General features: G+C 41.3%; 23 protein-coding genes, 2 pseudogenes and 1 CRISPR repeat array (1 of these 26 only partly in view). Of the genes and pseudogenes, 16 read left to right on the top strand and 9 right to left on the bottom strand.

What is annotated here, in order from left to right:
- Positions 1-670: 670 nt before the first annotated feature.
- Positions 671-790: pseudogene (locus tag RB151_RS07630) on the top strand (IS3 family transposase); the annotation flags it as partial.
- Between the two features lie 312 nt (positions 791-1,102).
- A complete protein-coding gene (locus RB151_RS07625; protein WP_042844228.1) occupies positions 1,103-1,438 on the top strand; it encodes a hypothetical protein in 336 nt (111 codons plus the stop codon).
- Between the two features lie 116 nt (positions 1,439-1,554).
- On the opposite strand, the gene RB151_RS07620 is transcribed toward RB151_RS07625, so the two are convergent.
- The 8 genes and pseudogenes from RB151_RS07620 to RB151_RS24220 all read right to left on the bottom strand — a co-directional run bounded on the left by RB151_RS07620 (position 1,555) and on the right by RB151_RS24220 (position 6,001).
- Positions 1,555-2,301, bottom strand: coding sequence for a hypothetical protein (locus tag RB151_RS07620; protein WP_071547938.1), 747 nt, complete (start codon positions 2,299-2,301; stop codon positions 1,555-1,557).
- A gap of 86 nt (positions 2,302-2,387) precedes the next feature.
- Positions 2,388-2,866, bottom strand: a pseudogene (locus tag RB151_RS07615) (type II toxin-antitoxin system death-on-curing family toxin).
- Between the two features lie 12 nt (positions 2,867-2,878).
- Complete coding sequence (locus tag RB151_RS07610) at positions 2,879-3,058, bottom strand: hypothetical protein (RefSeq protein ID WP_048606808.1); 180 nt, start codon at positions 3,056-3,058, stop codon at positions 2,879-2,881.
- 567 nt (positions 3,059-3,625) lie between these two features.
- Positions 3,626-3,874, bottom strand: a complete 249-nt coding sequence (locus RB151_RS07600; RefSeq protein WP_071547937.1) for a hypothetical protein — start codon at positions 3,872-3,874, stop codon at positions 3,626-3,628.
- Positions 3,875-3,891: 17 nt separating this feature from the next.
- Complete coding sequence (locus RB151_RS07595) at positions 3,892-4,137, bottom strand: DUF6246 family protein (protein WP_048606803.1); 246 nt, start codon at positions 4,135-4,137, stop codon at positions 3,892-3,894.
- 190 nt (positions 4,138-4,327) lie between these two features.
- A complete protein-coding gene (locus tag RB151_RS07590) occupies positions 4,328-4,831 on the bottom strand; it encodes a hypothetical protein (RefSeq protein ID WP_048606800.1) in 504 nt (167 codons plus the stop codon).
- 244 nt (positions 4,832-5,075) lie between these two features.
- A complete protein-coding gene (locus tag RB151_RS07585) occupies positions 5,076-5,792 on the bottom strand; it encodes an antitermination protein (RefSeq protein ID WP_071547936.1) in 717 nt (238 codons plus the stop codon).
- A gap of 32 nt (positions 5,793-5,824) precedes the next feature.
- Complete coding sequence (locus RB151_RS24220; RefSeq protein ID WP_155405727.1) at positions 5,825-6,001, bottom strand: hypothetical protein; 177 nt, start codon at positions 5,999-6,001, stop codon at positions 5,825-5,827.
- A gap of 87 nt (positions 6,002-6,088) precedes the next feature.
- Here RB151_RS24220 and RB151_RS24215 point away from each other — a divergent pair, with 87 nt between their 5' ends.
- Positions 6,089-6,667 carry a tyrosine-type recombinase/integrase gene (locus RB151_RS24215; protein ID WP_071547935.1) on the top strand — a complete coding sequence of 193 codons (579 nt, stop codon included), beginning with the start codon at positions 6,089-6,091 and terminating at the stop codon, positions 6,665-6,667.
- A gap of 5 nt (positions 6,668-6,672) precedes the next feature.
- Here RB151_RS24215 and fliE read toward each other — a convergent pair whose 3' ends face one another.
- Positions 6,673-6,984, bottom strand: coding sequence for a flagellar hook-basal body complex protein FliE (gene fliE / locus RB151_RS07575; protein WP_042844236.1), 312 nt, complete (start codon positions 6,982-6,984; stop codon positions 6,673-6,675).
- A gap of 244 nt (positions 6,985-7,228) precedes the next feature.
- On the opposite strand from fliE, the gene fliF reads away from it, so the two are divergent.
- The 13 genes from fliF to fliR all read left to right on the top strand — a co-directional run bounded on the left by fliF (position 7,229) and on the right by fliR (position 18,168).
- Positions 7,229-8,914, top strand: coding sequence for a flagellar basal-body MS-ring/collar protein FliF (fliF, locus tag RB151_RS07570; protein WP_042844238.1), 1,686 nt, complete (start codon positions 7,229-7,231; stop codon positions 8,912-8,914).
- Positions 8,911-9,903, top strand: a complete 993-nt coding sequence (gene fliG, locus RB151_RS07565; protein ID WP_042844239.1) for a flagellar motor switch protein FliG — start codon at positions 8,911-8,913, stop codon at positions 9,901-9,903. Before fliF ends, fliG begins: the two co-directional genes overlap by 4 nt.
- On the top strand, positions 9,896-10,615 hold the full coding sequence (gene fliH, locus RB151_RS07560; protein ID WP_042844240.1) for a flagellar assembly protein FliH: 720 nt from the start codon (positions 9,896-9,898) through the stop codon (positions 10,613-10,615). The genes fliG and fliH overlap by 8 nt, the downstream gene beginning before the upstream one ends.
- A complete protein-coding gene (gene fliI / locus RB151_RS07555) occupies positions 10,612-11,976 on the top strand; it encodes a flagellar protein export ATPase FliI (protein ID WP_048606797.1) in 1,365 nt (454 codons plus the stop codon). Before fliH ends, fliI begins: the two co-directional genes overlap by 4 nt.
- Before the next feature lie 11 nt (positions 11,977-11,987).
- Entirely contained in the window at positions 11,988-12,431 is a 444-nt protein-coding gene (gene fliJ / locus RB151_RS07550; protein ID WP_042844242.1) for a flagellar export protein FliJ, read from the top strand.
- The gene (locus RB151_RS07545) at positions 12,432-13,805 is read left to right on the top strand and encodes a flagellar hook-length control protein FliK (protein WP_071547934.1); all 1,374 of its coding nucleotides are present in this window, start codon (positions 12,432-12,434) and stop codon (positions 13,803-13,805) included.
- Between the two features lie 164 nt (positions 13,806-13,969).
- Positions 13,970-14,449 (top strand): flagellar basal body-associated protein FliL, encoded by a 480-nt coding sequence (gene fliL, locus RB151_RS07540; RefSeq protein WP_042844245.1) that lies wholly within the window; start codon positions 13,970-13,972, stop codon positions 14,447-14,449.
- Between the two features lie 5 nt (positions 14,450-14,454).
- Positions 14,455-15,462, top strand: coding sequence for a flagellar motor switch protein FliM (gene fliM, locus RB151_RS07535; RefSeq protein ID WP_042844246.1), 1,008 nt, complete (start codon positions 14,455-14,457; stop codon positions 15,460-15,462).
- Complete coding sequence (gene fliN / locus RB151_RS07530; RefSeq protein WP_042844248.1) at positions 15,455-15,871, top strand: flagellar motor switch protein FliN; 417 nt, start codon at positions 15,455-15,457, stop codon at positions 15,869-15,871. The genes fliM and fliN overlap by 8 nt, the downstream gene beginning before the upstream one ends.
- Before the next feature lie 22 nt (positions 15,872-15,893).
- Positions 15,894-16,352 carry a flagellar biosynthetic protein FliO gene (gene fliO, locus RB151_RS07525; protein ID WP_052219285.1) on the top strand — a complete coding sequence of 153 codons (459 nt, stop codon included), beginning with the start codon at positions 15,894-15,896 and terminating at the stop codon, positions 16,350-16,352.
- A gap of 36 nt (positions 16,353-16,388) precedes the next feature.
- Positions 16,389-17,108: a flagellar type III secretion system pore protein FliP gene (fliP, locus tag RB151_RS07520; protein ID WP_173424801.1), complete on the top strand. Its 720-nt coding sequence runs from the start codon at positions 16,389-16,391 to the stop codon at positions 17,106-17,108.
- Between the two features lie 8 nt (positions 17,109-17,116).
- Entirely contained in the window at positions 17,117-17,386 is a 270-nt protein-coding gene (fliQ, locus tag RB151_RS07515; RefSeq protein ID WP_042844250.1) for a flagellar biosynthesis protein FliQ, read from the top strand.
- 2 nt (positions 17,387-17,388) lie between these two features.
- Positions 17,389-18,168, top strand: coding sequence for a flagellar biosynthetic protein FliR (gene fliR, locus RB151_RS07510; RefSeq protein WP_042844251.1), 780 nt, complete (start codon positions 17,389-17,391; stop codon positions 18,166-18,168).
- A gap of 379 nt (positions 18,169-18,547) precedes the next feature.
- Positions 18,548-19,149: a CRISPR direct-repeat array (repeat unit 28 nt; unit sequence TTTCTAAGCTGCCTATACGGCAGTGAAC); it runs 27 nt beyond the window's last position.

Below are 19,149 nucleotides of genomic sequence, written 5' to 3'. Positions count from 1 at the left end.
GATGGATAATAGAACGCAAATCTTTTAGAAAAGAAAGTCAGTGATAATGGAAACTTTAATGAAGGTTATGGAAATGGAGCAAGACTAATCACATGGCTAACGGACAAGCACGTGAAAGAGGCCCGTTCAGGAAAAATTAAAAGGCATTAATAAAGATATAAACCGACAAATCACTCAGGCTGTTAACGCTGGGAGCCGTAAAAATGCCCTCGATAAGCTCACTAGAATGGTTGTGATGACAGCCAAAAATCAAAACGCTATCAAGCACAAGTAACCCACCGCACCAACACTAATGTATAAACATAATAATGGAAACCGCTTTTCCAACACTTTCAGCTAACGTGAAAGGATGTGTAGGGAATAATTGCCCGAAAAATTGAATAGCAACAAATGAAGCTTCCATAAATAACACCTATACAAATCAGAATGCAATCATTTAAACAGAATAAATAATTGTTATCAATCGATAAGTAATGGTTTCTCACATCCAGAGGTAAGCATGAATATTGATAAATACAAATTACGTGTAACCCAAAACGTAAGTACACCATGAACCCCATATTTTAATTGCCCAGCCATAACAATAAAATCAACTCTTCAACCTAAAGGAGAGCTTGAATGGTTAATAATATATATAGTGTGGATAACTGAAAATGATGCCAGCTAAATTGATATTTTTGAGTATATCGAAATGTTCTACAACGTTAAACGCAGGCACGGTTCCAATAATCAACAGTCGCCTGTCGAGTATGAAAAACGGTATAAAGGAAAATTAGTGAGTGTCTACTGAATTGGTGGCTATTCACTATTCAAATAATACTTATCAGTCACGTAGCTACAACCTGAAAGCAAAATCACAAAAATAAAAGATAGAAGAATTCCCTTTCTCATACACCACCATAAATTTAACTTAAGATTTATTGATATTATCAAGGAAGCGAAAAAACCTCAATCAAGAGGCGTAATGTGTGATCTGGATAGCAAGCCCAAGGACGGGCTATCTACAGCAATCTTACTTAATTAAGCTAACTCTTATTTTATTGCTTATAACTACCCTATTATTATTCGCTATTTCTAACTCTCTTACAGTGAGGCCTTAGCCATGGGCGTATCAATCTATTATTCAGCAACTAGGAACTCCCTATTAACAACCACCGAAAAAGACTCATTTAACAATCTGGTGAATAAGTTAAATCAATCCTTTCCATACAAAAATGAAGCTGAAACTCTAAACTTTTATGAAGAGTTGTCTCAGGGGTTTATTTTAGAAGGCTCAACGAAACTGCCTTTAGAAGACGAAGCTATATTAATGGAATCAATCGAGTATTGGCTTGAAGCACTTTCGCAGTTAACTTTATCGCTATCTTCAGCCGATTGGATTGTAAATATTGAAGACAGCCCTGCCAGTTGGGTTAATGACCGATGGGTAATGCAATGAAATCAGCCCAAGGACAGGCTAGATTCCTACCGAGTGTTAGCTTAGCGGGAGTGCAAATTGAAGCAAACAAAAAAGGCCGCATGAGCGACCTAATCAATGTTTTTGCTATTTGTTCATTACTTATTGACGTAATTTGCATACAGTATAAGTAATATTGGCGTCGCAATAATATCAGCAGCAATAGTAAATGGTGTAATCATAACATTGCCAGCCAATTTCCCAGCACTAAGTGATGTATATTCCTCTGAAGTATAAAACTCAACCTTATATGATTGGTTTAGCTTAGCATTGGGGGCTGATAGAAGAGTGATCCCGTCCCTATCAAATAAATAGCCACTTAGCGGGATTGTTTTAACCCATGACTTATCATTATCAAATCGCCTCTCACTAAAACCAAAATCCTTAAGGTTTTTCTCTTGTTCTGGACTTAACTTGTACTTTTTATCTATATAAACAAAGTAGCTGTCATTAAATTTTACTAGTCCTTCTTTGCGCTCATCTGGCTTTATCTCTATTCTAATAACTCCCTCAGGGTTATTAAATGCTGACAATGGAATTACTTTAACCAACTCATTTAATTTCATTAATTCAGCAGAGCCATTCGTGAGTATATAAACATATTTATCACCTAAAAAACCATAACCTGAAGTAGGAAGCTCAATATCTTTTAATTTTTTATTAGTTAGTTTATTTTTAACGCTAATATCTTTATATTCAAAAGCTGATACAATATTATCTTTTAAATCAACACTCGCCCTTGTTTTAGTCTCTTTTGCTGCGTTAGAATCCCAAACAGCTGCAGTTACGCACCCAGTAGAGCTTAAAATCGATACGCTCAAAAAGCACGCTAGTAATTTATTCATTCCATTACCTTAAAAGTTTAGCTTAAGTTCATCGGCATGTTATGGCAATGCTGCATTTAAGACAATAAAAAACCCACCGAGGTGGGTTAATCTGATTTAATGCTGAATATCGAGCAGTATTCAATGCCTATTCGCTCTTTGCAAAGTTGCCTTGAATCAAAATCTCTTGACCAATTACACAGCCAACTGTCCAGTTCATCAAGCGAATATTCTTTAGTTGCTAGTCCGCGAGCCATTTCGACCACTTCATCCTCTGGAGCCGTTAGTTCATAACCATTAAGTAATAAAAAACGTACCCTGCCATCATGGCGGTTCGTTTGTTCGCATTGGCAAAAGGATGGTTTTGTATCAGGCTTTCAATTAATACTACAGCAAGAACAAACATATCATCTGTTTATTCATAGTATTTTACTTGGCTTGGTCTTGATTGGGATGAGCTAAGGTTGTTAAAGTTTAATACTTCGATTGGCTCATTGGGCGTTTGTCGCTCTATCAATGTTCTATTGATGTTTATTATATCATCGATAGACAGATAGTTAATTCCTTCAACAAACTCCCCTGTGATATTCAGCACTCACTATACCTTAGCTAATTTTTCCATGGTTTTTTCATAGCGAGTGAAACCAAAGTCAAAAGCATTCTTGACTTGATTATCATGACTTCCTTGCTCGCTCATGGCAGCTCTTGGCGCTGCGATTTTATTTTTGTCACGAGCAGGTATATTTAAGCGATTAGGCTTTTGCAGTGCGTGACTCATATTAACTTCGTTATAAACCAATGAGTTATAATTTACATCTAGGTATACGATGCGTATTACCTCTGGTTATAATGAAAGTTAAGTTTCATTAAGTCAACAGTTTTGCTTGTATTTTACATTGACGCTCGTATAATTCGCGCCCCGCGAGATTGCCATGCTCTTTTTTATCTGCAATAAAAAGATACCTTGCCACTGACAAAAGCACCACGCAAACAAAAATACTGTATACATATACAACGATACCTACTTGATACTCATTAATACCTAAAAAACACCTATCTAGAATGAGAGTTTTTGAGGATAGGTGGCATGGAAAGAAAATATAAGCATCCGCAGGTTAACCTCAGATTACCGACTGATTTAAAAGATAGAATTCAATAGTTAGCTGAATTTAATAATCAGTCAGCCAATCAAGAAACGGTCGCAGCTATCGAATATTGGATACTGCGTAATTCTCATGTTGAAGTTTTAACGATTTCTGATGCGGCTGAGCGCATATTCCAGCTTGAACGAGAGATGGAAGTCGTTAAAGAAAAATTAGGGATTAAGAAGTAGAGTCTCATGGCGTTATTTTTTATATTCTTTCAGAATAGCGCCAGACTCACTTAACACCTGAAATACATCTCCTTCTTTTAATTCAATAAACATTAGATTATTTTCCCTTGAGCTATCAACCCTGCAAATGATAACAACATCACTATAATATCTATCGTTAGAAGAAAAACCACTAGTGAACTCAACGCTACTTACTTTAATCAACTCCTGCTCTACGTTAAGCTTACCTACAGGATTTTTGCGTAAAACATGTAAATACATAGTTACCCCTTGTTCCTTTAGCTTGTGCAATTCGACGCTTTTTTACGCTCGAAATAATCATCAACAGCAGTGTCATATTCTTCTTTGGTGAAGCCTTTTTCCTCTGAATACTTAGCTTTAAGCATCATCAGAAACTCTGACATTGTGAGCTTCTCGGCTTCATCGCGATTCATCTCAAAGTGGACACGGGATGCATTGATATATTCGACAGCATTAAATGAATCAATGAATTCTTTATCACTCTCATTGCGCTGTAGCTTCACCCCCTACGGAGTGCCTGAGGTTGAGTTAATAAATAGCCGCACACAGCTCTTGTGTTAATTGATAACGAGGGTAATTGATTCTGTGGCGGCGTATACGAAAAAAGGCCGCACTAGGCGACCTCTTGAATGTGAACTATCCGGAAATTCCGGAGAGTTGGAATTAATAACAAAAATCAGATGATGATTTATATCATCGTTCCCACCGCCATTCCCAAGACTTGCTATCTCCACCTATGGAGCCTAAACTCTGAAGTCTTTCCCTATTTCGGTCGATCTCTATTTGCTTCATTCTACTCTCGATATTTTGCTTTTCATCTCTAGATAGATCTCTATAAATATACATAGCCTCAAGCGAGCTATATTCTCTATCTAAAGATTGGATTTTTCGTTGCGATGCTTCAGATTGCTCTTTTTCCCTCTTTCGCCTGTCATTCTCTTGCTTATCTCTTTCATATCTAAGATAATCCAACGAATAGGCATATGAGTCATCATTTTGACTTCTTACAGCGACTCTGTTTTGTTGTTGCTCTAATTCAACCTCAAACTTTGTTTTGCCGTGCCCCACTGAGTAGGTATTTATGGGTTTAACTCTGCTGGAAGATCCTTTAATTTTTTGGGTTTCACTTTTTATCTCCATTGCAGGTGTGGAGCATCCAAGCAAAAATAAGTAAGGTAATATTATTATCGCTTTCATATAGTCACTCTAAATAATTATCGGTATTAGATAGTATTCCAATAAATACTTTAGCGCTCAAAAATTCCATAATCGTTTTACTTATATTCAACAAAATACAATCGTTAGACTTTGAAAGCAAAAAGCCCCACCGAAGTGAGGCTCTATTTTATTTCGCTTGGGATAATGAAATGCAAAATTCCCATCATTGGAAGCATGATAGTCCACTATCGCCATTCATGCAATGAATATTTCTAGTTAAGTGTTAATTTATGGAAATACTTTCTCTTTTTGTGACGATTGATAGTTGCTTTTCTGCGTTCTCCTGTTCTTTGAAACATTCCTGAATTAGCATTTCATATAATGGCTTAATGTTTCTACGCCATGAAGTTTCGGGCAAATCAAAAACCTTATCGCAGATTTCACGCCTTACATCTTCAGCCGATAACCGTGAATATCCACGCCCCGAGCATTTGCAGCATGTTTTGCAAATTATTTTAGTTGTATCTCGAACCTCTCTTGCAGTGTTAGCTATCCGAAGTGGCGCTAGCCCTCCTGAAGATACAAATACCTTTGCCTTAGTGGAATATTTAGTATCGAACACCTCGGCTTCAATAAATCCCCCGTGACAATCAGGGCAAGCCTTTTTACTGGCTGCGCTTCTTGCATAGTCCTGAAATGCATAATTTGCGAGTATTTGCAGAACTGATGACCTATCATCTTCATTAAGCTTTTGGATAGCACTGTATTTATGCGCCTGAGTTAGTGCATATTGATAGAGACTTTCCACCGCTTCATCTGGCTTGTTGATACCGTATTTCGCCAAAAACAATTCAATCCCCATTCTCGCTTTAGAGGTCGCCAAACCAAGCGAGGCCATTACATCGGTGATTGTTAGGTTATCTGAAGCTGTAGCGGCTGGAGAGTCACTAAACATTGGGCTCTTAGGTGAAAAGTACTCAGGTAAGTCTTCGAGTCTCATCTTACCTCCGGCAATACTGTGTGATCCCTATCTCAACCTACTGAGTAAACAATCGACTTTCCTCTTTGTTGCGCATCAAAAGTTTTCACAACAGCCAGATTTCCTAGTGGAAGCTGAATAACACTAAATTTGGCGCGATGAAGTGATTCTCTTGATTTTCTTCTAGCCGCTGCTATTGCAACGCGAAGATTTTTGTATTTATCAGTCATTGCACATCCCCCATCTGATAAGTTATGCCGTGCTGATACCAATCAGGTAACGTGAACTCAATAGGATTAGCTTGGGAAGATATAGACATGGTCGAGAAAACACTAATGGTTAGACGCAACATATTTGCACCATCCAAGTTTTCATATCCCAAAACCAGCGCTGGGACAGATAGGGTCATTCATCTTGTTGATGCTGCATTTAATTGCTTGAAAAACCAATCTGCATATACAAAGCTAACGCAGCAGATAGATATAAATGTAAATACCAGAGAATTTAAAAAAATAAGGAAGGATAAATGCACGTTTGTGTTTCAACCATCAATTGTAAGCGTCAATGGCGGCACTAGTAAATATTATTCTCCCGGTGGATTCTCACAAATATGGAAATCATTAATTCGAAAATCAGGAGTTAGACATAAAAAATCATACCAAACTAGGCACACATACGCATGCTGGATGCTAAGCACAGGCGCAAACCCTTCGTTTATAGCGACACAAATGGGACACTCATCCTCAAAGATGGTTCATGATGTTTATGGCGCTTGGATGCCTGAGAACGACCAAGACCAAATTTCTTTATTAAACCAAAGATTGAGTAATAATGTCCCCTATGCGTCCCCAAATGGAATTGAAATTAACAATACTCTTTTTAATTCAAATAGATAACCATATCACACTGGCATTGACATAATTTCTTGGTATGCAGCCACCAGCTTATTTCTGACTTGTATGCCCATTTGGAGGCTTAAACTCGCTTTTTGCATATCAACCATCACATCATTCAAAGAAATATCTTGTTTTCCCAACGTAAAGTTTTCAACTTGCTTAGCAGAATCATTACGTGTTTTATTTATTTGATTCACAGAGGCGACCAGATGATCAGCAAAACCGACGGGTTCTATTATAGGTTTTGTTGGGTTCGTTGCCTGAGTTGCCACAACATTTAATTGTGATACAACTCCTTCAATCGCTTGAACTGTCATTTTATTCTCTTCTTATATAGTGTGAATTTTTGTCACAAATTTATTTAGCAAGCTTACCCTACCACACCCTTTTTAACTTGAAGCCGATAAATAACACCTAAATTATAGGCTGATTCCGTCATTAGAACCCTACAAAACAATAAATAATAGCAAAGTGAAAAAGTGACGTTACGAAGAGGGAAATAACATTGTTTCACCAAAAGTATTTTCATCCGTCTAGTAGTCTGCCAAGCAGGGAATATTTATGAGTGCCGCATCTAAAGACACGGGGGAGGCCAAAAAGGGTTTTGCCTCAATAGTTGATCGTATTAAAGCTGATCCTAAAATACCGTTAATGATTGCGGCAGCTGCAGCTGTTTCAATTATTGTTGCCCTACTTCTCTGGTTACGCAGTCCTGACTATCGCGTACTTCTTAGTAATCTTAGTGCTAAAGATGGTGGCGATATTGTCAGCCAATTAACTCAGATGAATGTGCCATATCAAATCGCTGATAATGGTAGCGCCATTTTAGTTCCTGCAGATAAAGTGCATGAATTACGTTTGAAGCTCGCCCAATCTGGTTTACCTAAAGGGGGGAATACTGGCTTTGAATTATTAGATAAAGAACAGTTTGGTATTAGCCAATTTAGTGAACAAATTAACTACCAGCGTGCTTTAGAGGGTGAATTATCTCGCACTATCGAATCGTTGAGCCCCGTGCAAAGTGCGCGTGTACATTTAGCAATCCCAAAACCGACACTATTTGTCCGTGAGCAAAAGTTGCCTACAGCTTCTGTCACGGTAGGTTTATTACCGGGAAGAATGCTCGACGAAGGGCAAATTAGCGCCATTGTGCATATGGTCTCAAGTAGCGTAACAGGATTAACTGCAAGTAATGTAATTATAGTCGACCAAGCGGGACGCTTGCTCACAAATAATGATAACAGCCAGCAATCAGCTAATAGCGCACAAATTAAGATGACCAAAGAGATGGAATCTCATCTCAAACAACGCATTGAAGATATTTTGTCACCATTAGTTGGGCGTGCCAATATTCATGCACAAGTCACCGCGCAAATGGATTTCTCCAAGGTTGAGCAAACCTCCGAAGAATATAAGCCGAACCAAACACCGGACAGCGCCGCTATTCGTTCCCGCCAGAACAGCCAAAGTATGCAAAACAATAATGGCGGCACGGGGGGTGTCCCGGGGGCATTGTCGAATCAACCGGTTAGCGCACCGAATGCGCCAATTGAAACTAACAAAGACAATAAAGACGCACAGCAAACCACCAATAACCGTAATAACACGACTAACTCGCAAAGCGATGAAACCACAAATTACGAAGTAGATCGCAAAATTAGCCATACTCAACGGCAAATTGGCGTCATTGATAGGCTCTCGGTCGCAGTTATTGTTAATTACCATTCACAAGAAGGCGAAAATGGGCCAGAAATGAAACCATTGCCGCCAGAGATGCTACAGCAAATTGAAGCGTTAACACGAGAAGCGATGGGCTTTTCTTCAGCACGAGGAGACTCAATCAACATCACTAACTCCTTATTTACTGATGATACGCCTGTTGAAGTAGAGCCATCATTACTGTCCAATCCACAGTTGATTACACAACTTTTGGATTACGGAAAAATATTGCTCATCACCCTCATTGCTTGGTTTATGTGGCGCTTCGGTATCAAACCTCAATGGGTTAAATATCGTAAAACACAACAAGCCCAAGTTGATGCTGAAATTTTTGTCGCAACTCAGGCAAAAGCACCGTTCGTGGTAGATGAAGAAATAAACGAAGACATGGATGAGCAAACACGCCGCCGTCTTACTCGCCAGCGTGTTAGTGCAGAGATCCAAAGCCAACGTATACGTGAAATGGCAGAGAAAGACCCACAAGTCGTGGCAATGGTTATCCGTCAGTGGTTAGGAAAATCCCTATGAGTTTAAGTGGAACAGAAAAAAGTGCCGTAATGTTAATGACACTCGGTGAAGATCAGGCTGCGGAAGTATTTAAGCATCTAAACCCTAAAGAAGTTCAACAATTGAGTATGGCGGTGTCTAACATGCGCCAAATCTCCAATAACGAACTTGCGGAAGTGCTAACTGAATTTGAAGAGTCAGCAATTCAATTCGCGGCCTTAAATATCAACACAAATGATTACCTGCGTTCTGTACTGGTCAAAGCATTGGGTGAGGAACGCGCAGCTAGCTTACTTGAAGATATCTTTGAAAAACAAGAAACCACCTCAGGTATCGAAAGCCTCAACTACATGGAGCCACAAACTGTTGCCGATATTATCCGTGATGAACATCCACAGATTATCGCCACAATTTTAGTCCACTTGAAACGTAACCTCGCTGCGGACGTACTTGAATTATTTGAAGAGCGCCAACGCAATGACATTATGCTACGTATCGCTACTTTTGGTGGAGTGCAACCTGCAGCCCTAGCGGAACTGACCGAAGTCTTAAACAACTTATTGGACGGCCAAAACCTCAAACGCAGCAAAATGGGTGGCGTAAGAACAGCAGCAGAAATTATCAACTTAATGAAAAGCCAACAAGAAGAAAGCGTTATCGATGCAATGCGGGATTACGATGGCGAATTGGCTCAACGCATTATTGATGAAATGTTCCTGTTCGAAAACCTTATCGAAGTGGACAACCGCAGTATCCAACGTATTTTGCAAGAAGTGTCAACCGACTCACTGGTCATTGCCCTCAAAGGCAGCAATCAAGCCCTGCGCGACCACTTCCTCAACAATATGGCGGTTCGCGCTGCCGAAATTGTTCGCGACGACTTGGAATCGCGTTCACCGGTTCGCATGTCCCAAGTGGAAAACGAGCAAAAAGCGATCCTGCTTATCGTTCGTCGTTTAGTAGAAAAAGGCGAAATCGCCATCGGTGGTGGAGACGATGTGTATGTCTAATTCAACAACGCCTAACGACCAATGGCAGCCTTGGCAACTGCGTGAGCTTAACCAATGGGATCTTAATTCAACTTTAAATGAAGCTCCTGAGCCAGACGCACCAAAAGTGCCATGCTTAGAGCCGAAAGAAGTCTTAGAGCAAATCAACTTGCTCGATAACATAAAAGAAGATGCGCAGCGTACAGGTTATCAACAAGGCTATGAACAAGGCCAAAAAGAGGGTTATCAAGCCGGGTTTGAACAAGGTTTACGTGCTGGCGAAGAGCAAGGGCGTGAGCAAGCACTTGCTTTGCAACAACCCGTCATTGAGACATGGCAAAAATTGTTATCTGAGTTCAATTATTCTCTTGATACCTTTGATACGGTTGTTACCACAAAGCTGCTACAAATTGCATTAACCGCTGCAAAACAAGTGTTGGGTCAATCTACTGTATGTGATGGTACTGCATTACTTGAGGAAATCAGTAACTTATTACAGCAAAAACCTATTTTTGCGGGTCAACCAGAATTACATGTTAACCCCAATCATTTTGAGTTGATTGAACAGCACCTTGGTTCACTCTTAAACCTGAATGGTTGGCGGTTAGTCGCAGACCCTAAGCTGCATATTGGGGGTTGTCGTGTGGTCGCTGAAGATGGCGAAATCGACATGACCGTCGCAACACGTTGGCAAGAATTGTGCCGTTTATATGCACCGGAGAGCTTTACATGACCGCACGTTTGGGACGCTGGATTGCCTCGCTTGACGATTTTGAATCGCGGATGAAAGGCATTCCGATGGTACGCCGTTATGGCCGCCTAACAAAAATTACGGGCTTAGTCATGGAAGCCGAGGGGATTAAAATGCCCTTAGGGGCAACCTGCTTTATTGAACGCTCCATTAATGGCGGTACAGACGAAGTTGTGTGTGAAGTCGTCGGTTTTAGTGGGCCTAGAATGTTGTTGATGCCATTAGCCGACCTCGAAGGTATCTCCCCAGGTGCTCGTGTCTATGCTCAATCAACGGGGGATGACGGGCAAACCAGCCGCTTACTCCCTATTGGTAATGAACTATTAGGGCGAGTGCTTGATGCACAAGGCACCCCATTAGATGGCAAAGGCCCACTCGAAGTTAAAACGCGAGCCCCATTAATCACACCCCCCATTAATCCTCTTGAGCGCACACCAATCAGTAGTGTGCTCGATGTCGGTGTACGAGCAATCAACGCGTTATTGACTGTGGGTAGAGGGCAACGCATGGGCCTGTTTGCTGGCTCAGGCGTAGGGAAAAGTGTATTACTTGGCATGATGGCACGCTTTACCCAAGCCGATATCATCGTCGTTGGGCTGATTGGGGAACGTGGCCGTGAAGTTAAAGATTTTATTGAAAATATTTTAGGCACTGACGGTTTAAAACGTGCAGTGGTGGTTGCTGCACCTGCTGATGTTTCCCCCCTCTTACGTATGCAAGGTGCATCTTATGCCACGCGTATCGCCGAATATTTCCGCGATCAAGGCCTCAGCGTGTTGCTGATCATGGATTCCCTTACTCGCTACAGTATGGCTCAACGCGAAATCGCCTTAGCCGTCGGTGAACCACCAGCAACGAAAGGCTACCCCCCTTCTGTTTTTGCCAAGCTACCCGCACTCGTTGAGCGTGCAGGAAATGGCAAGAATGGCGGCTCGATCACCGCTTTTTATACCGTATTAACTGAAGGCGATGACCAACAAGACCCGATCGCAGATTCTGCTCGCGCCATCCTTGATGGTCACATTGTGCTTTCTCGTTCTTTAGCAGAGTCAGGGCACTACCCAGCTATTGACATTGAAGCGTCCATTAGCCGTGCAATGACTGAACTGATCCCAAAAGAACATTACCGAAAAATTCAGCGTTTTAAACAACTCACCTCTAGCTATCAACGCAACCGCGATTTAATCAACGTGGGGGCTTATGCAATGGGAAGTGACCCAATGCTGGATACTGCAATTCAATATTACCCACGTATGTCTAAGTTTTTACAGCAAGATATTGATGAACGTTGTGATTACCAAACTGCTTGCGAGCAATTACAGCAAGTGGTACCTAGCGAGTAACGAGGGGATAAATGGCCAATAACAATGCCTTAACGACATTACTCAGTTTAGCCGTAGAAGCCTCCGAAGAGGCAGCAAAGGTGTTAGCGCAAGTACGCCAAACTCATACACAAATGGCGCAACAATTAACCATGCTGGAGAATTATCAAACCGAATATCGGCAAACATTAAACCAGACATTGCACAGCGGAATGGCCTCCGATAAATGGCAAAATTACCAGCAATTTCTCGTCACGTTAGAGCTAACCATTGAACAACAGCAGCAACAACTTAATTTGTGGGAACAAAAAGTGGATGAGGCTAATCGTCATTGGCAAGAAAAACAACAACGGGTCAATGCGTTTGATACTTTGATACAACGCGCTGAACACACCGAACATCAACGTCAAAATCGTATAGAGCAAAAACAAATGGATGAATTTGCCCAACGAGCGACTTTACGGAGACCACAATAAATGGACATCAACGCGACTATCGTACCTGTTGCACCGCCAGCAAAGACCATAAAAAGTGCTAATGAACAGCAAAATGGCCCCAAGGATGACGAAAACCAAGCTCCCGCATTACCATTTCAAGCGCTACTTGATAACCAACAACCCGCGCCCAAAAATACGGCTGTAAACACGGCCGTTGATGAACAAGCCCTGAATAAAGAAATTGTCGCCGATAAGTTAGCGGTTTCAGATAAAACAAGCGCGTCTCCGGCAAGCAAAACACCCACTCATGGTGAGAACACCCTTGAGCAGCTTAATTTCACCCGCAATCTTAGAGGTGACGGCGTACAAACCGCTCTACAATCTGAGCTGTTAGTCGGGGAAAATTCAAGCGAACAACCTTGGCTCAATAATTTAAAGTTATCGCTTTCTAGTCAAATACATCCATCAGCTAATGGGCAACTTGCCGCTGAGTCGCTCCCTAAGTTAGGCGCGTTTAACCAAAAGATGCAGCAACTAAATGGTGACCTTGAAGATATCACACTAACTAGTGACAAACTGCTAGATAAGAGCCAATTAGTGCTTGATGAACAAGAAGATAAACCGGCAATAACGGCGTTTATTAAAAACGAAAAGGATGAGCGTCGCGATCAGCCCCTTTTACCGTTAGATAATCAACGTGACGTTCGTAGTAAAAACCTGACAGCGGATTTTATGCCATTAAATAAAAAAGTGAGCGATAAAGAGCCGCAGTCTGGCCTACCCACTTTTTCGACTGATACGCTTGGTTCAAACGGGAAAGGTGCTTTTGTCACACAAAGCGAAACGAGTGCCTTTACCACGGCCACAACACACCAGACATCAACTCAACCAATTAGCATGATGCCAACAACCTCTGTCGCACAAGCCGCTGCAATGAACGCTCCGACCGTAGCGCCAACCTTGCATCTCACTAGCCAATTAGGCAGCGAAGCTTGGCAACAACAGTTAAGCCAACACATGTTATTTTTCTCCCGACAAGGTGTTTCTCAGGCGCAAATTCGCTTACATCCTGAAGAGTTAGGCTCACTCAATGTGCATTTACGCATTGAAGATAACCAAGCCGTCATGCACTTTGTTTCGCCTCACAGCCATGTTCGCGCCGCGATGGAGTCCATGATGCCTGTATTACGTAATGCGCTACAAGAAAGTGGCATTCACTTAGCTCAAGGCTCTGTGGGGCAAGATAACTTGGGTAACTCATCAGATAATCAACAGCACAACACGCATCAACATGATGGCCATATTCAAGCCACTCATGCAACGGCCGGTGCCGTTGGTATCAGTGAAGCGAATGCTTCTGTTGCCGCTCAAAAGTCGGTATCTAGGCAAGGTGGGATTAACACTTTTGCATAATAAGTAAACGAAATGCGGTAATTTCCTAGCTAAAGCGCCGAGTTACCGCCTTTTTGTTTCGTTTTTCACTCCTTTAACTCTTAGCAATCAAGCGATAATGCTAGAGATCATAAAGTAAAAAACCCATTTGGGTTTAGCATCCAAGAAACAGGAATTCAGCTAACATGTCGTCACGCAAAGAATCAAAAAGTTCTCATAAAGGGTTGATCATTCTGCTTGCCCTTATTGCCTTAGCAGGGGCTGGTTTTGGTGGTTACACCTGGTGGACGACACAGCAAAACACTCAAACGGCTAGTGAAGAAGAAAAACGTCCGAACATGCCACAACCCATTTTTATGGAGTTAGAGCCATTTACCGTGAATTTAGCCGGTGCTGATAATGGCCCTGATCGTGTGCTCTATATTCATATAACCTTGCGACTTGCAAATGAAAAATCTCGTAAACAACTTCATGAATATCTCCCTGAAGTACGTAGTCGCTTACTACTATTACTATCAGAACAAAAATCAAAAAATATTGAAGTTCATGAAGGCAAGTTGCAGCTAATGAAAGACATTAAGCAAACACTCACCCCTACCCTGATCCCGGGGGATACCGATCAGGATATTTCTGATGTGTTATTTACTACTTTTATTCTGCGGTAATATTCATGAGCGATAATATTTTATCTCAGGCTGAAATTGATGCGCTTCTTAATGATGATGCGCCTTCAAACGATACGCCGGTGCCAGAGAATCAAGGAAAAGATAATATTCGCCCTTACGACCCAAATACGCAACGTCGGGTCATCAGGGAGCGAATGCAGTCTCTTGAAATCATTAACGAACGTTTTGCGCGCCAATTCCGTATGGGGTTATTCAATATGTTACGCCGTAGTCCGGATATCACGGTGGGCGGAATTAAAATTGAACCTTATCACGAGTTTGCTCGTAACTTACCAGTACCAACCAACCTAAATTTAATTCACATGCCACCATTGCGGGGCACTGCGCTCTTTACCTTTGAGCCTGCTCTCGTTTATATCGCGGTTGATAATCTATTTGGGGGAGACGGTCGTTTTCCTGTACGTCAGGAAGGTAAAGAATTTACCAATACTGAGCAACGGATTATTAACCGAATGTTGAAGTTAGCATTAGGGGCTTATCGCGATGCTTGGAGACCAATAGCGGATATAGAAGTGGAGTATGTGCGCTCCGAAATCCAAGTTAAATTTACTAATATCACCACATCACCAAATGACATTGTGGTAACCACGCCATTTTTAGTTGAGATAGGCAATACGGTTGGTGAATTCAGTATTTGTATTCCCATTGCCATGATTGAACCATTGCGTGAGCGTTTAATTAACCCACCAATGGAACAAGGGCACCAAGAAAATGAAACTTGGGTGACAAATCTCGTCACACAAGTAAAACGTTCTGAACTTGAATTGGTTGCCAATTTTGTTGACATTCCAATGCGAATTTCTCGCTTACTGCAACTGCAAAAAGGGGATGTGCTCCCTATTGAGAAGCCTGACCGCCTCATTGTCAATGTTGATGGCGTTCCTGTACTAACCAGTCAATACGGAACTCAAAATGGCCAATATGCGTTGCGTGTAGAACATTTGATTAACCCTGTTTTAAACACTCTAGATGAGGAAAGTACCAATGAGTGAGGCGAAGAACTCTCCTGATGCATCAACCAATCACGCTAGTGAAGACCTATGGGCTGAAGCGCTGGAACAGCAAAAAAAAGCGGAATCCGCCTCAGCTGGTGCACAGGCTTTTGATAACCTTGATGGGCAGAATCCATTAAATCAGTTGTCCGACATCGATATGATTATGGATATCCCAGTTCGCCTATCCGTTGAGCTAGGGCGTACTAAAATGACCATCAAAAAATTACTCAGTTTGTCTCAAGGCTCTGTCGTTTCTCTCGATGGTTTAGCTGGCGAGCCATTAGACATTTTAATTAACGGTTATTTAATCGCTCAAGGGGAAGTCGTCGTCGTTTCAGATAATTATGGTATTCGCATTACTGATATCATTACGCCATCCGAACGTATGCGCCGCTTAAGCCGTTAATAGACAATATGAGTCACTGAAAATGGCAATAACCAACCAAGCTGAACAGGCACCAGCATCCGTGCCTTTTTTGTCAACTAGCGTTCCTTCCAGTGAATTGAATGCGCCAGCTATCGACCATAGTAATAGCTTAACGCAAATTTCAGGCTCATTGGGGATCATTATTTTATTGATTCTGATTGGCGCTTGGTTGGTTAAAAAATTGGGTTTTGCCCCGAAGAAAATGGGGAAAGAGCAAATTGTGAAAGTGACAAGCAGTTGCTCATTAGGCAATAAAGAACGGGTTGTCGTGGTTGAAGTCAATAACGAGTGTTTAGTATTAGGTGTGACAGCTCAAAATATTAGCCTGTTACATCAATACCCTGCACAAGATAAAACCACTGTATCTTCAGTTATTGAGCCCCTTACGTTCCAATCCGTATTAAAGAAAAAACAAGATGCGGCGGATCATGCGGCATCAGTAACACCTTTGTATAAGTAATTGGAAGCACACATGTTACCACGTAAATCCCTACTGATGATTGCTGTGCTTCTATTTGCATTGCCAAGTTCTGCATCAGCAGCACTCCCTGCCGTTATCAGCCATAGTTTAGCCGATGGAGGCCAAACTTGGTCATTACCCGTTCAAACCTTACTATTTTTAACCCTGTTAGGCTTTATACCCGCCTTACTCTTAATGATGACCAGTTTTACACGCATCATTATTGTTCTCGGTTTATTACGAAATGCCTTAGGGACACCCTCTGCACCACCAAACCAAGTATTATTAGGTTTAGCGTTGTTTTTGACCTTTTTCGTTATGTCCCCCGTTGCCGACCAAGTTTATCGTGAAGCATACCAACCCTTTAGCGAAGATAAAATCAGCCTTGAAGTCGCACTAGAAAAAGGGACTGCCCCGTTAAGGACCTTTATGTTAGGGCAAACTCGCGAATCCGATTTAGCGCTTTTTGCTCGTATTGCCAAAGTGGGGGAGATTCAAGAGGCGAAGGATGTTCCTTTACGGATCCTCGTTCCCGCATTTATCACCAGTGAATTAAAAACGGCATTCCAAATCGGCTTTACCATTTTTATTCCATTTTTAATCATAGACTTGGTTGTTGCTAGCGTCTTAATGGCCTTAGGGATGATGATGGTTCCACCGGCAACCGTTTCACTTCCCTTTAAATTAATGCTGTTTGTATTAGTCGATGGCTGGCAATTATTACTTGGTTCATTATCGCAAAGCTTTTTTAATTAGGAGTAACGATGACACCTGAATCTGTCATGGCAATGGGCACTGAAGCAATGAAAATTGCCTTAATGCTAGCGGCTCCATTATTACTGGCGGCACTAGCCGCAGGGTTGATTATTAGCTTACTGCAAGCCGCAACACAGGTTAACGAAATGACCTTATCTTTTATCCCTAAAATTTTGTCAGTCATTTCAGTGATCATCATTGCGGGGCCTTGGATGCTCAACCTACTAACCGACTATATGCGAACGTTGCTTAGTAATTTACCCTTTATTATTGGCTAACAATGTTAACCATTACCAGTGAAACGCTCACGCTCTGGTTGAGCCAAGGTTTTTACCCTTTCATACGCCTTTTGGCGCTGCTCGGAACAGCGCCCTTTTTTAATGAAAAACAAGCCATTACCAAGGTTCGAGTTGCCCTTGCTTTTTTTGTCGTGTTGATTGTTTCCCCGCAACTTCCCGTGGTAAATATTCCCCTATTTTCTGCAATGGGGTTATGGGTCATTGTGCAACAGATTGTGATTGGTGTGGCGATGGGTTTAACCATGCAAATCGCCTTTGCCGCGGTTCGCCATGCAGGAGAAGTCATTGGTTTGCAAATGGGGTTATCTTTCGCGACCTTTTTTGACCCAACCGGTGGGCCCAATATGCCTATTTTAGGGCGCATCTTCAATGTGATTACTATTTTATTGTTTCTCGCCTTCGATGGCCATTTATGGTTAATTTATATTATCGTCAATTCATTTGAATTGATCCCCATTCAAACAGCCCCACTGAATAGAGACGGTTTTTGGGTATTTGTTCAATTTGCCAATACCTTATTTATTAATGGGTTAATGTTAGCGCTGCCTTTTATTACATTGTTTTTAATTCTCAACCTTGCGCTCGGTATCCTAAACCGTATGACACCACAACTGTCCGTATTTGTGGTGGGTTTCCCCCTCACCTTAACTATAGGTATCAGCATGCTAGGGGTAATTATCTCCATCCTTCCCCGATATACTGAACGCCTTATCCACCAAGCTTTTGAGCAATTGTCATTGATGTTTAATTTGTTTATTTGAGTCGTGATGTTTGTATTTTTTTAATTAAATGCAGGTTTATAAAATCATTTATAAAATCGAATGATGATTGAAAACCAATAACAATTTATTTCAAACTCAAAGCTCATAGCCCCTCCTAGTTATCCCTATTATTATCTAGTTACCCGATCTATTTTTCAGGTATTTATCTCTAATCAAAATCTGCCTTTGTGGCAGTAATATAATACCCGTTCTATATTTCATTTCTAAGCTATCGAATGATAGATACGTATTATATTTGATATTAAATTTAACTTAAGATAAAGATGGTATAACTACTTATTTCACAAAAAACTAGCTTTAACTCACATTTATTTTTTTCACCAATTAAAGAGTCTAGATATCTATTCTTTAATATTCTTCTCTAAACTGCCTATATGGCAGTAAACTTAAGTTGATAAATTAAGCTCTTTAATCCACTTTTCTGAGCTGCCTATACGGCAGTGAACACGTTACATGCGCTTGTTGGTGTTGAATCATCGTTTCTAAGCTGCCTATACGGCAGTGAACAAATCGACACGGTGGGTGCGTTGATATTCGCTTTTCTAAGCTGCCTATACGGCAGTGAACGAGTAGAGCTTGAAGTCGAATTATTGCGATCCTTTCTAAGCTGCCTATACGGCAGTGAACTCCACGCTTTTTCGAACGTAGCATCAGAGTAATTTCTAAGCTGCCTATACGGCAGTGAACAATATCTTGAGCACGACTTTCTAATGTTTCAGTTTCTAAGCTGCCTATACGGCAGTGAACGTCTCTCCCTGACACTTTTCCACTTTTGTTGTTTTCTAAGCTGCCTATACGGCAGTGAACGGTGTTTATTCTGTATCAGCAACATTTATTGATTTCTAAGCTGCCTATACGGCAGTGAACTGCGATACCCCCGCTCTGCGTCAACTAAGTCATTTCTAAGCTGCCTATACGGCAGTGAACATTAGCCACTTAGATTGCACTCAAATGGATTGT

Source organism: Providencia rettgeri (assembly GCF_001874625.1).
GTDB classification, from domain to species: Bacteria; Pseudomonadota; Gammaproteobacteria; order Enterobacterales; family Enterobacteriaceae; genus Providencia; species Providencia huashanensis.
The sequence above is the reverse complement of the archived record's forward strand: the minus strand, read 5'-3'. Positions and strand labels throughout refer to the sequence as shown.

What these genes read in the sequence shown, in the direction of transcription:
- fliN (WP_042844248.1), top strand. Translation starts at nt 15,455, where the DNA reads ATGAGTGAGGCGAAGAACTCTCCTGATGCATCAACCAATCACGCTAGT.
- RB151_RS07625 (WP_042844228.1), top strand. Translation starts at nt 1,103, where the DNA reads ATGGGCGTATCAATCTATTATTCAGCAACTAGGAACTCCCTATTAACA.
- fliR (WP_042844251.1), top strand. Translation starts at nt 17,389, where the DNA reads ATGTTAACCATTACCAGTGAAACGCTCACGCTCTGGTTGAGCCAAGGT.
- fliG (WP_042844239.1), top strand. Translation starts at nt 8,911, where the DNA reads ATGAGTTTAAGTGGAACAGAAAAAAGTGCCGTAATGTTAATGACACTC.
- fliH (WP_042844240.1), top strand. Translation starts at nt 9,896, where the DNA reads ATGTCTAATTCAACAACGCCTAACGACCAATGGCAGCCTTGGCAACTG.
- fliQ (WP_042844250.1), top strand. Translation starts at nt 17,117, where the DNA reads ATGACACCTGAATCTGTCATGGCAATGGGCACTGAAGCAATGAAAATT.
- fliO (WP_052219285.1), top strand. Translation starts at nt 15,894, where the DNA reads ATGGCAATAACCAACCAAGCTGAACAGGCACCAGCATCCGTGCCTTTT.
- RB151_RS07590 (WP_048606800.1), bottom strand. Translation starts at nt 4,831, where the DNA reads ATGAAAGCGATAATAATATTACCTTACTTATTTTTGCTTGGATGCTCC.
- fliM (WP_042844246.1), top strand. Translation starts at nt 14,455, where the DNA reads ATGAGCGATAATATTTTATCTCAGGCTGAAATTGATGCGCTTCTTAAT.
- RB151_RS24215 (WP_071547935.1), top strand. Translation starts at nt 6,089, where the DNA reads ATGGTCGAGAAAACACTAATGGTTAGACGCAACATATTTGCACCATCC.
- fliI (WP_048606797.1), top strand. Translation starts at nt 10,612, where the DNA reads ATGACCGCACGTTTGGGACGCTGGATTGCCTCGCTTGACGATTTTGAA.
- RB151_RS07610 (WP_048606808.1), bottom strand. Translation starts at nt 3,058, where the DNA reads ATGAGTCACGCACTGCAAAAGCCTAATCGCTTAAATATACCTGCTCGT.
- fliE (WP_042844236.1), bottom strand. Translation starts at nt 6,984, where the DNA reads ATGACAGTTCAAGCGATTGAAGGAGTTGTATCACAATTAAATGTTGTG.
- RB151_RS07600 (WP_071547937.1), bottom strand. Translation starts at nt 3,874, where the DNA reads ATGTATTTACATGTTTTACGCAAAAATCCTGTAGGTAAGCTTAACGTA.
- fliJ (WP_042844242.1), top strand. Translation starts at nt 11,988, where the DNA reads ATGGCCAATAACAATGCCTTAACGACATTACTCAGTTTAGCCGTAGAA.
- RB151_RS07620 (WP_071547938.1), bottom strand. Translation starts at nt 2,301, where the DNA reads ATGAATAAATTACTAGCGTGCTTTTTGAGCGTATCGATTTTAAGCTCT.
- RB151_RS24220 (WP_155405727.1), bottom strand. Translation starts at nt 6,001, where the DNA reads ATGACTGATAAATACAAAAATCTTCGCGTTGCAATAGCAGCGGCTAGA.
- fliL (WP_042844245.1), top strand. Translation starts at nt 13,970, where the DNA reads ATGTCGTCACGCAAAGAATCAAAAAGTTCTCATAAAGGGTTGATCATT.
- RB151_RS07545 (WP_071547934.1), top strand. Translation starts at nt 12,432, where the DNA reads ATGGACATCAACGCGACTATCGTACCTGTTGCACCGCCAGCAAAGACC.
- fliF (WP_042844238.1), top strand. Translation starts at nt 7,229, where the DNA reads ATGAGTGCCGCATCTAAAGACACGGGGGAGGCCAAAAAGGGTTTTGCC.
- RB151_RS07585 (WP_071547936.1), bottom strand. Translation starts at nt 5,792, where the DNA reads ATGAGACTCGAAGACTTACCTGAGTACTTTTCACCTAAGAGCCCAATG.
- fliP (WP_173424801.1), top strand. Translation starts at nt 16,389, where the DNA reads ATGATTGCTGTGCTTCTATTTGCATTGCCAAGTTCTGCATCAGCAGCA.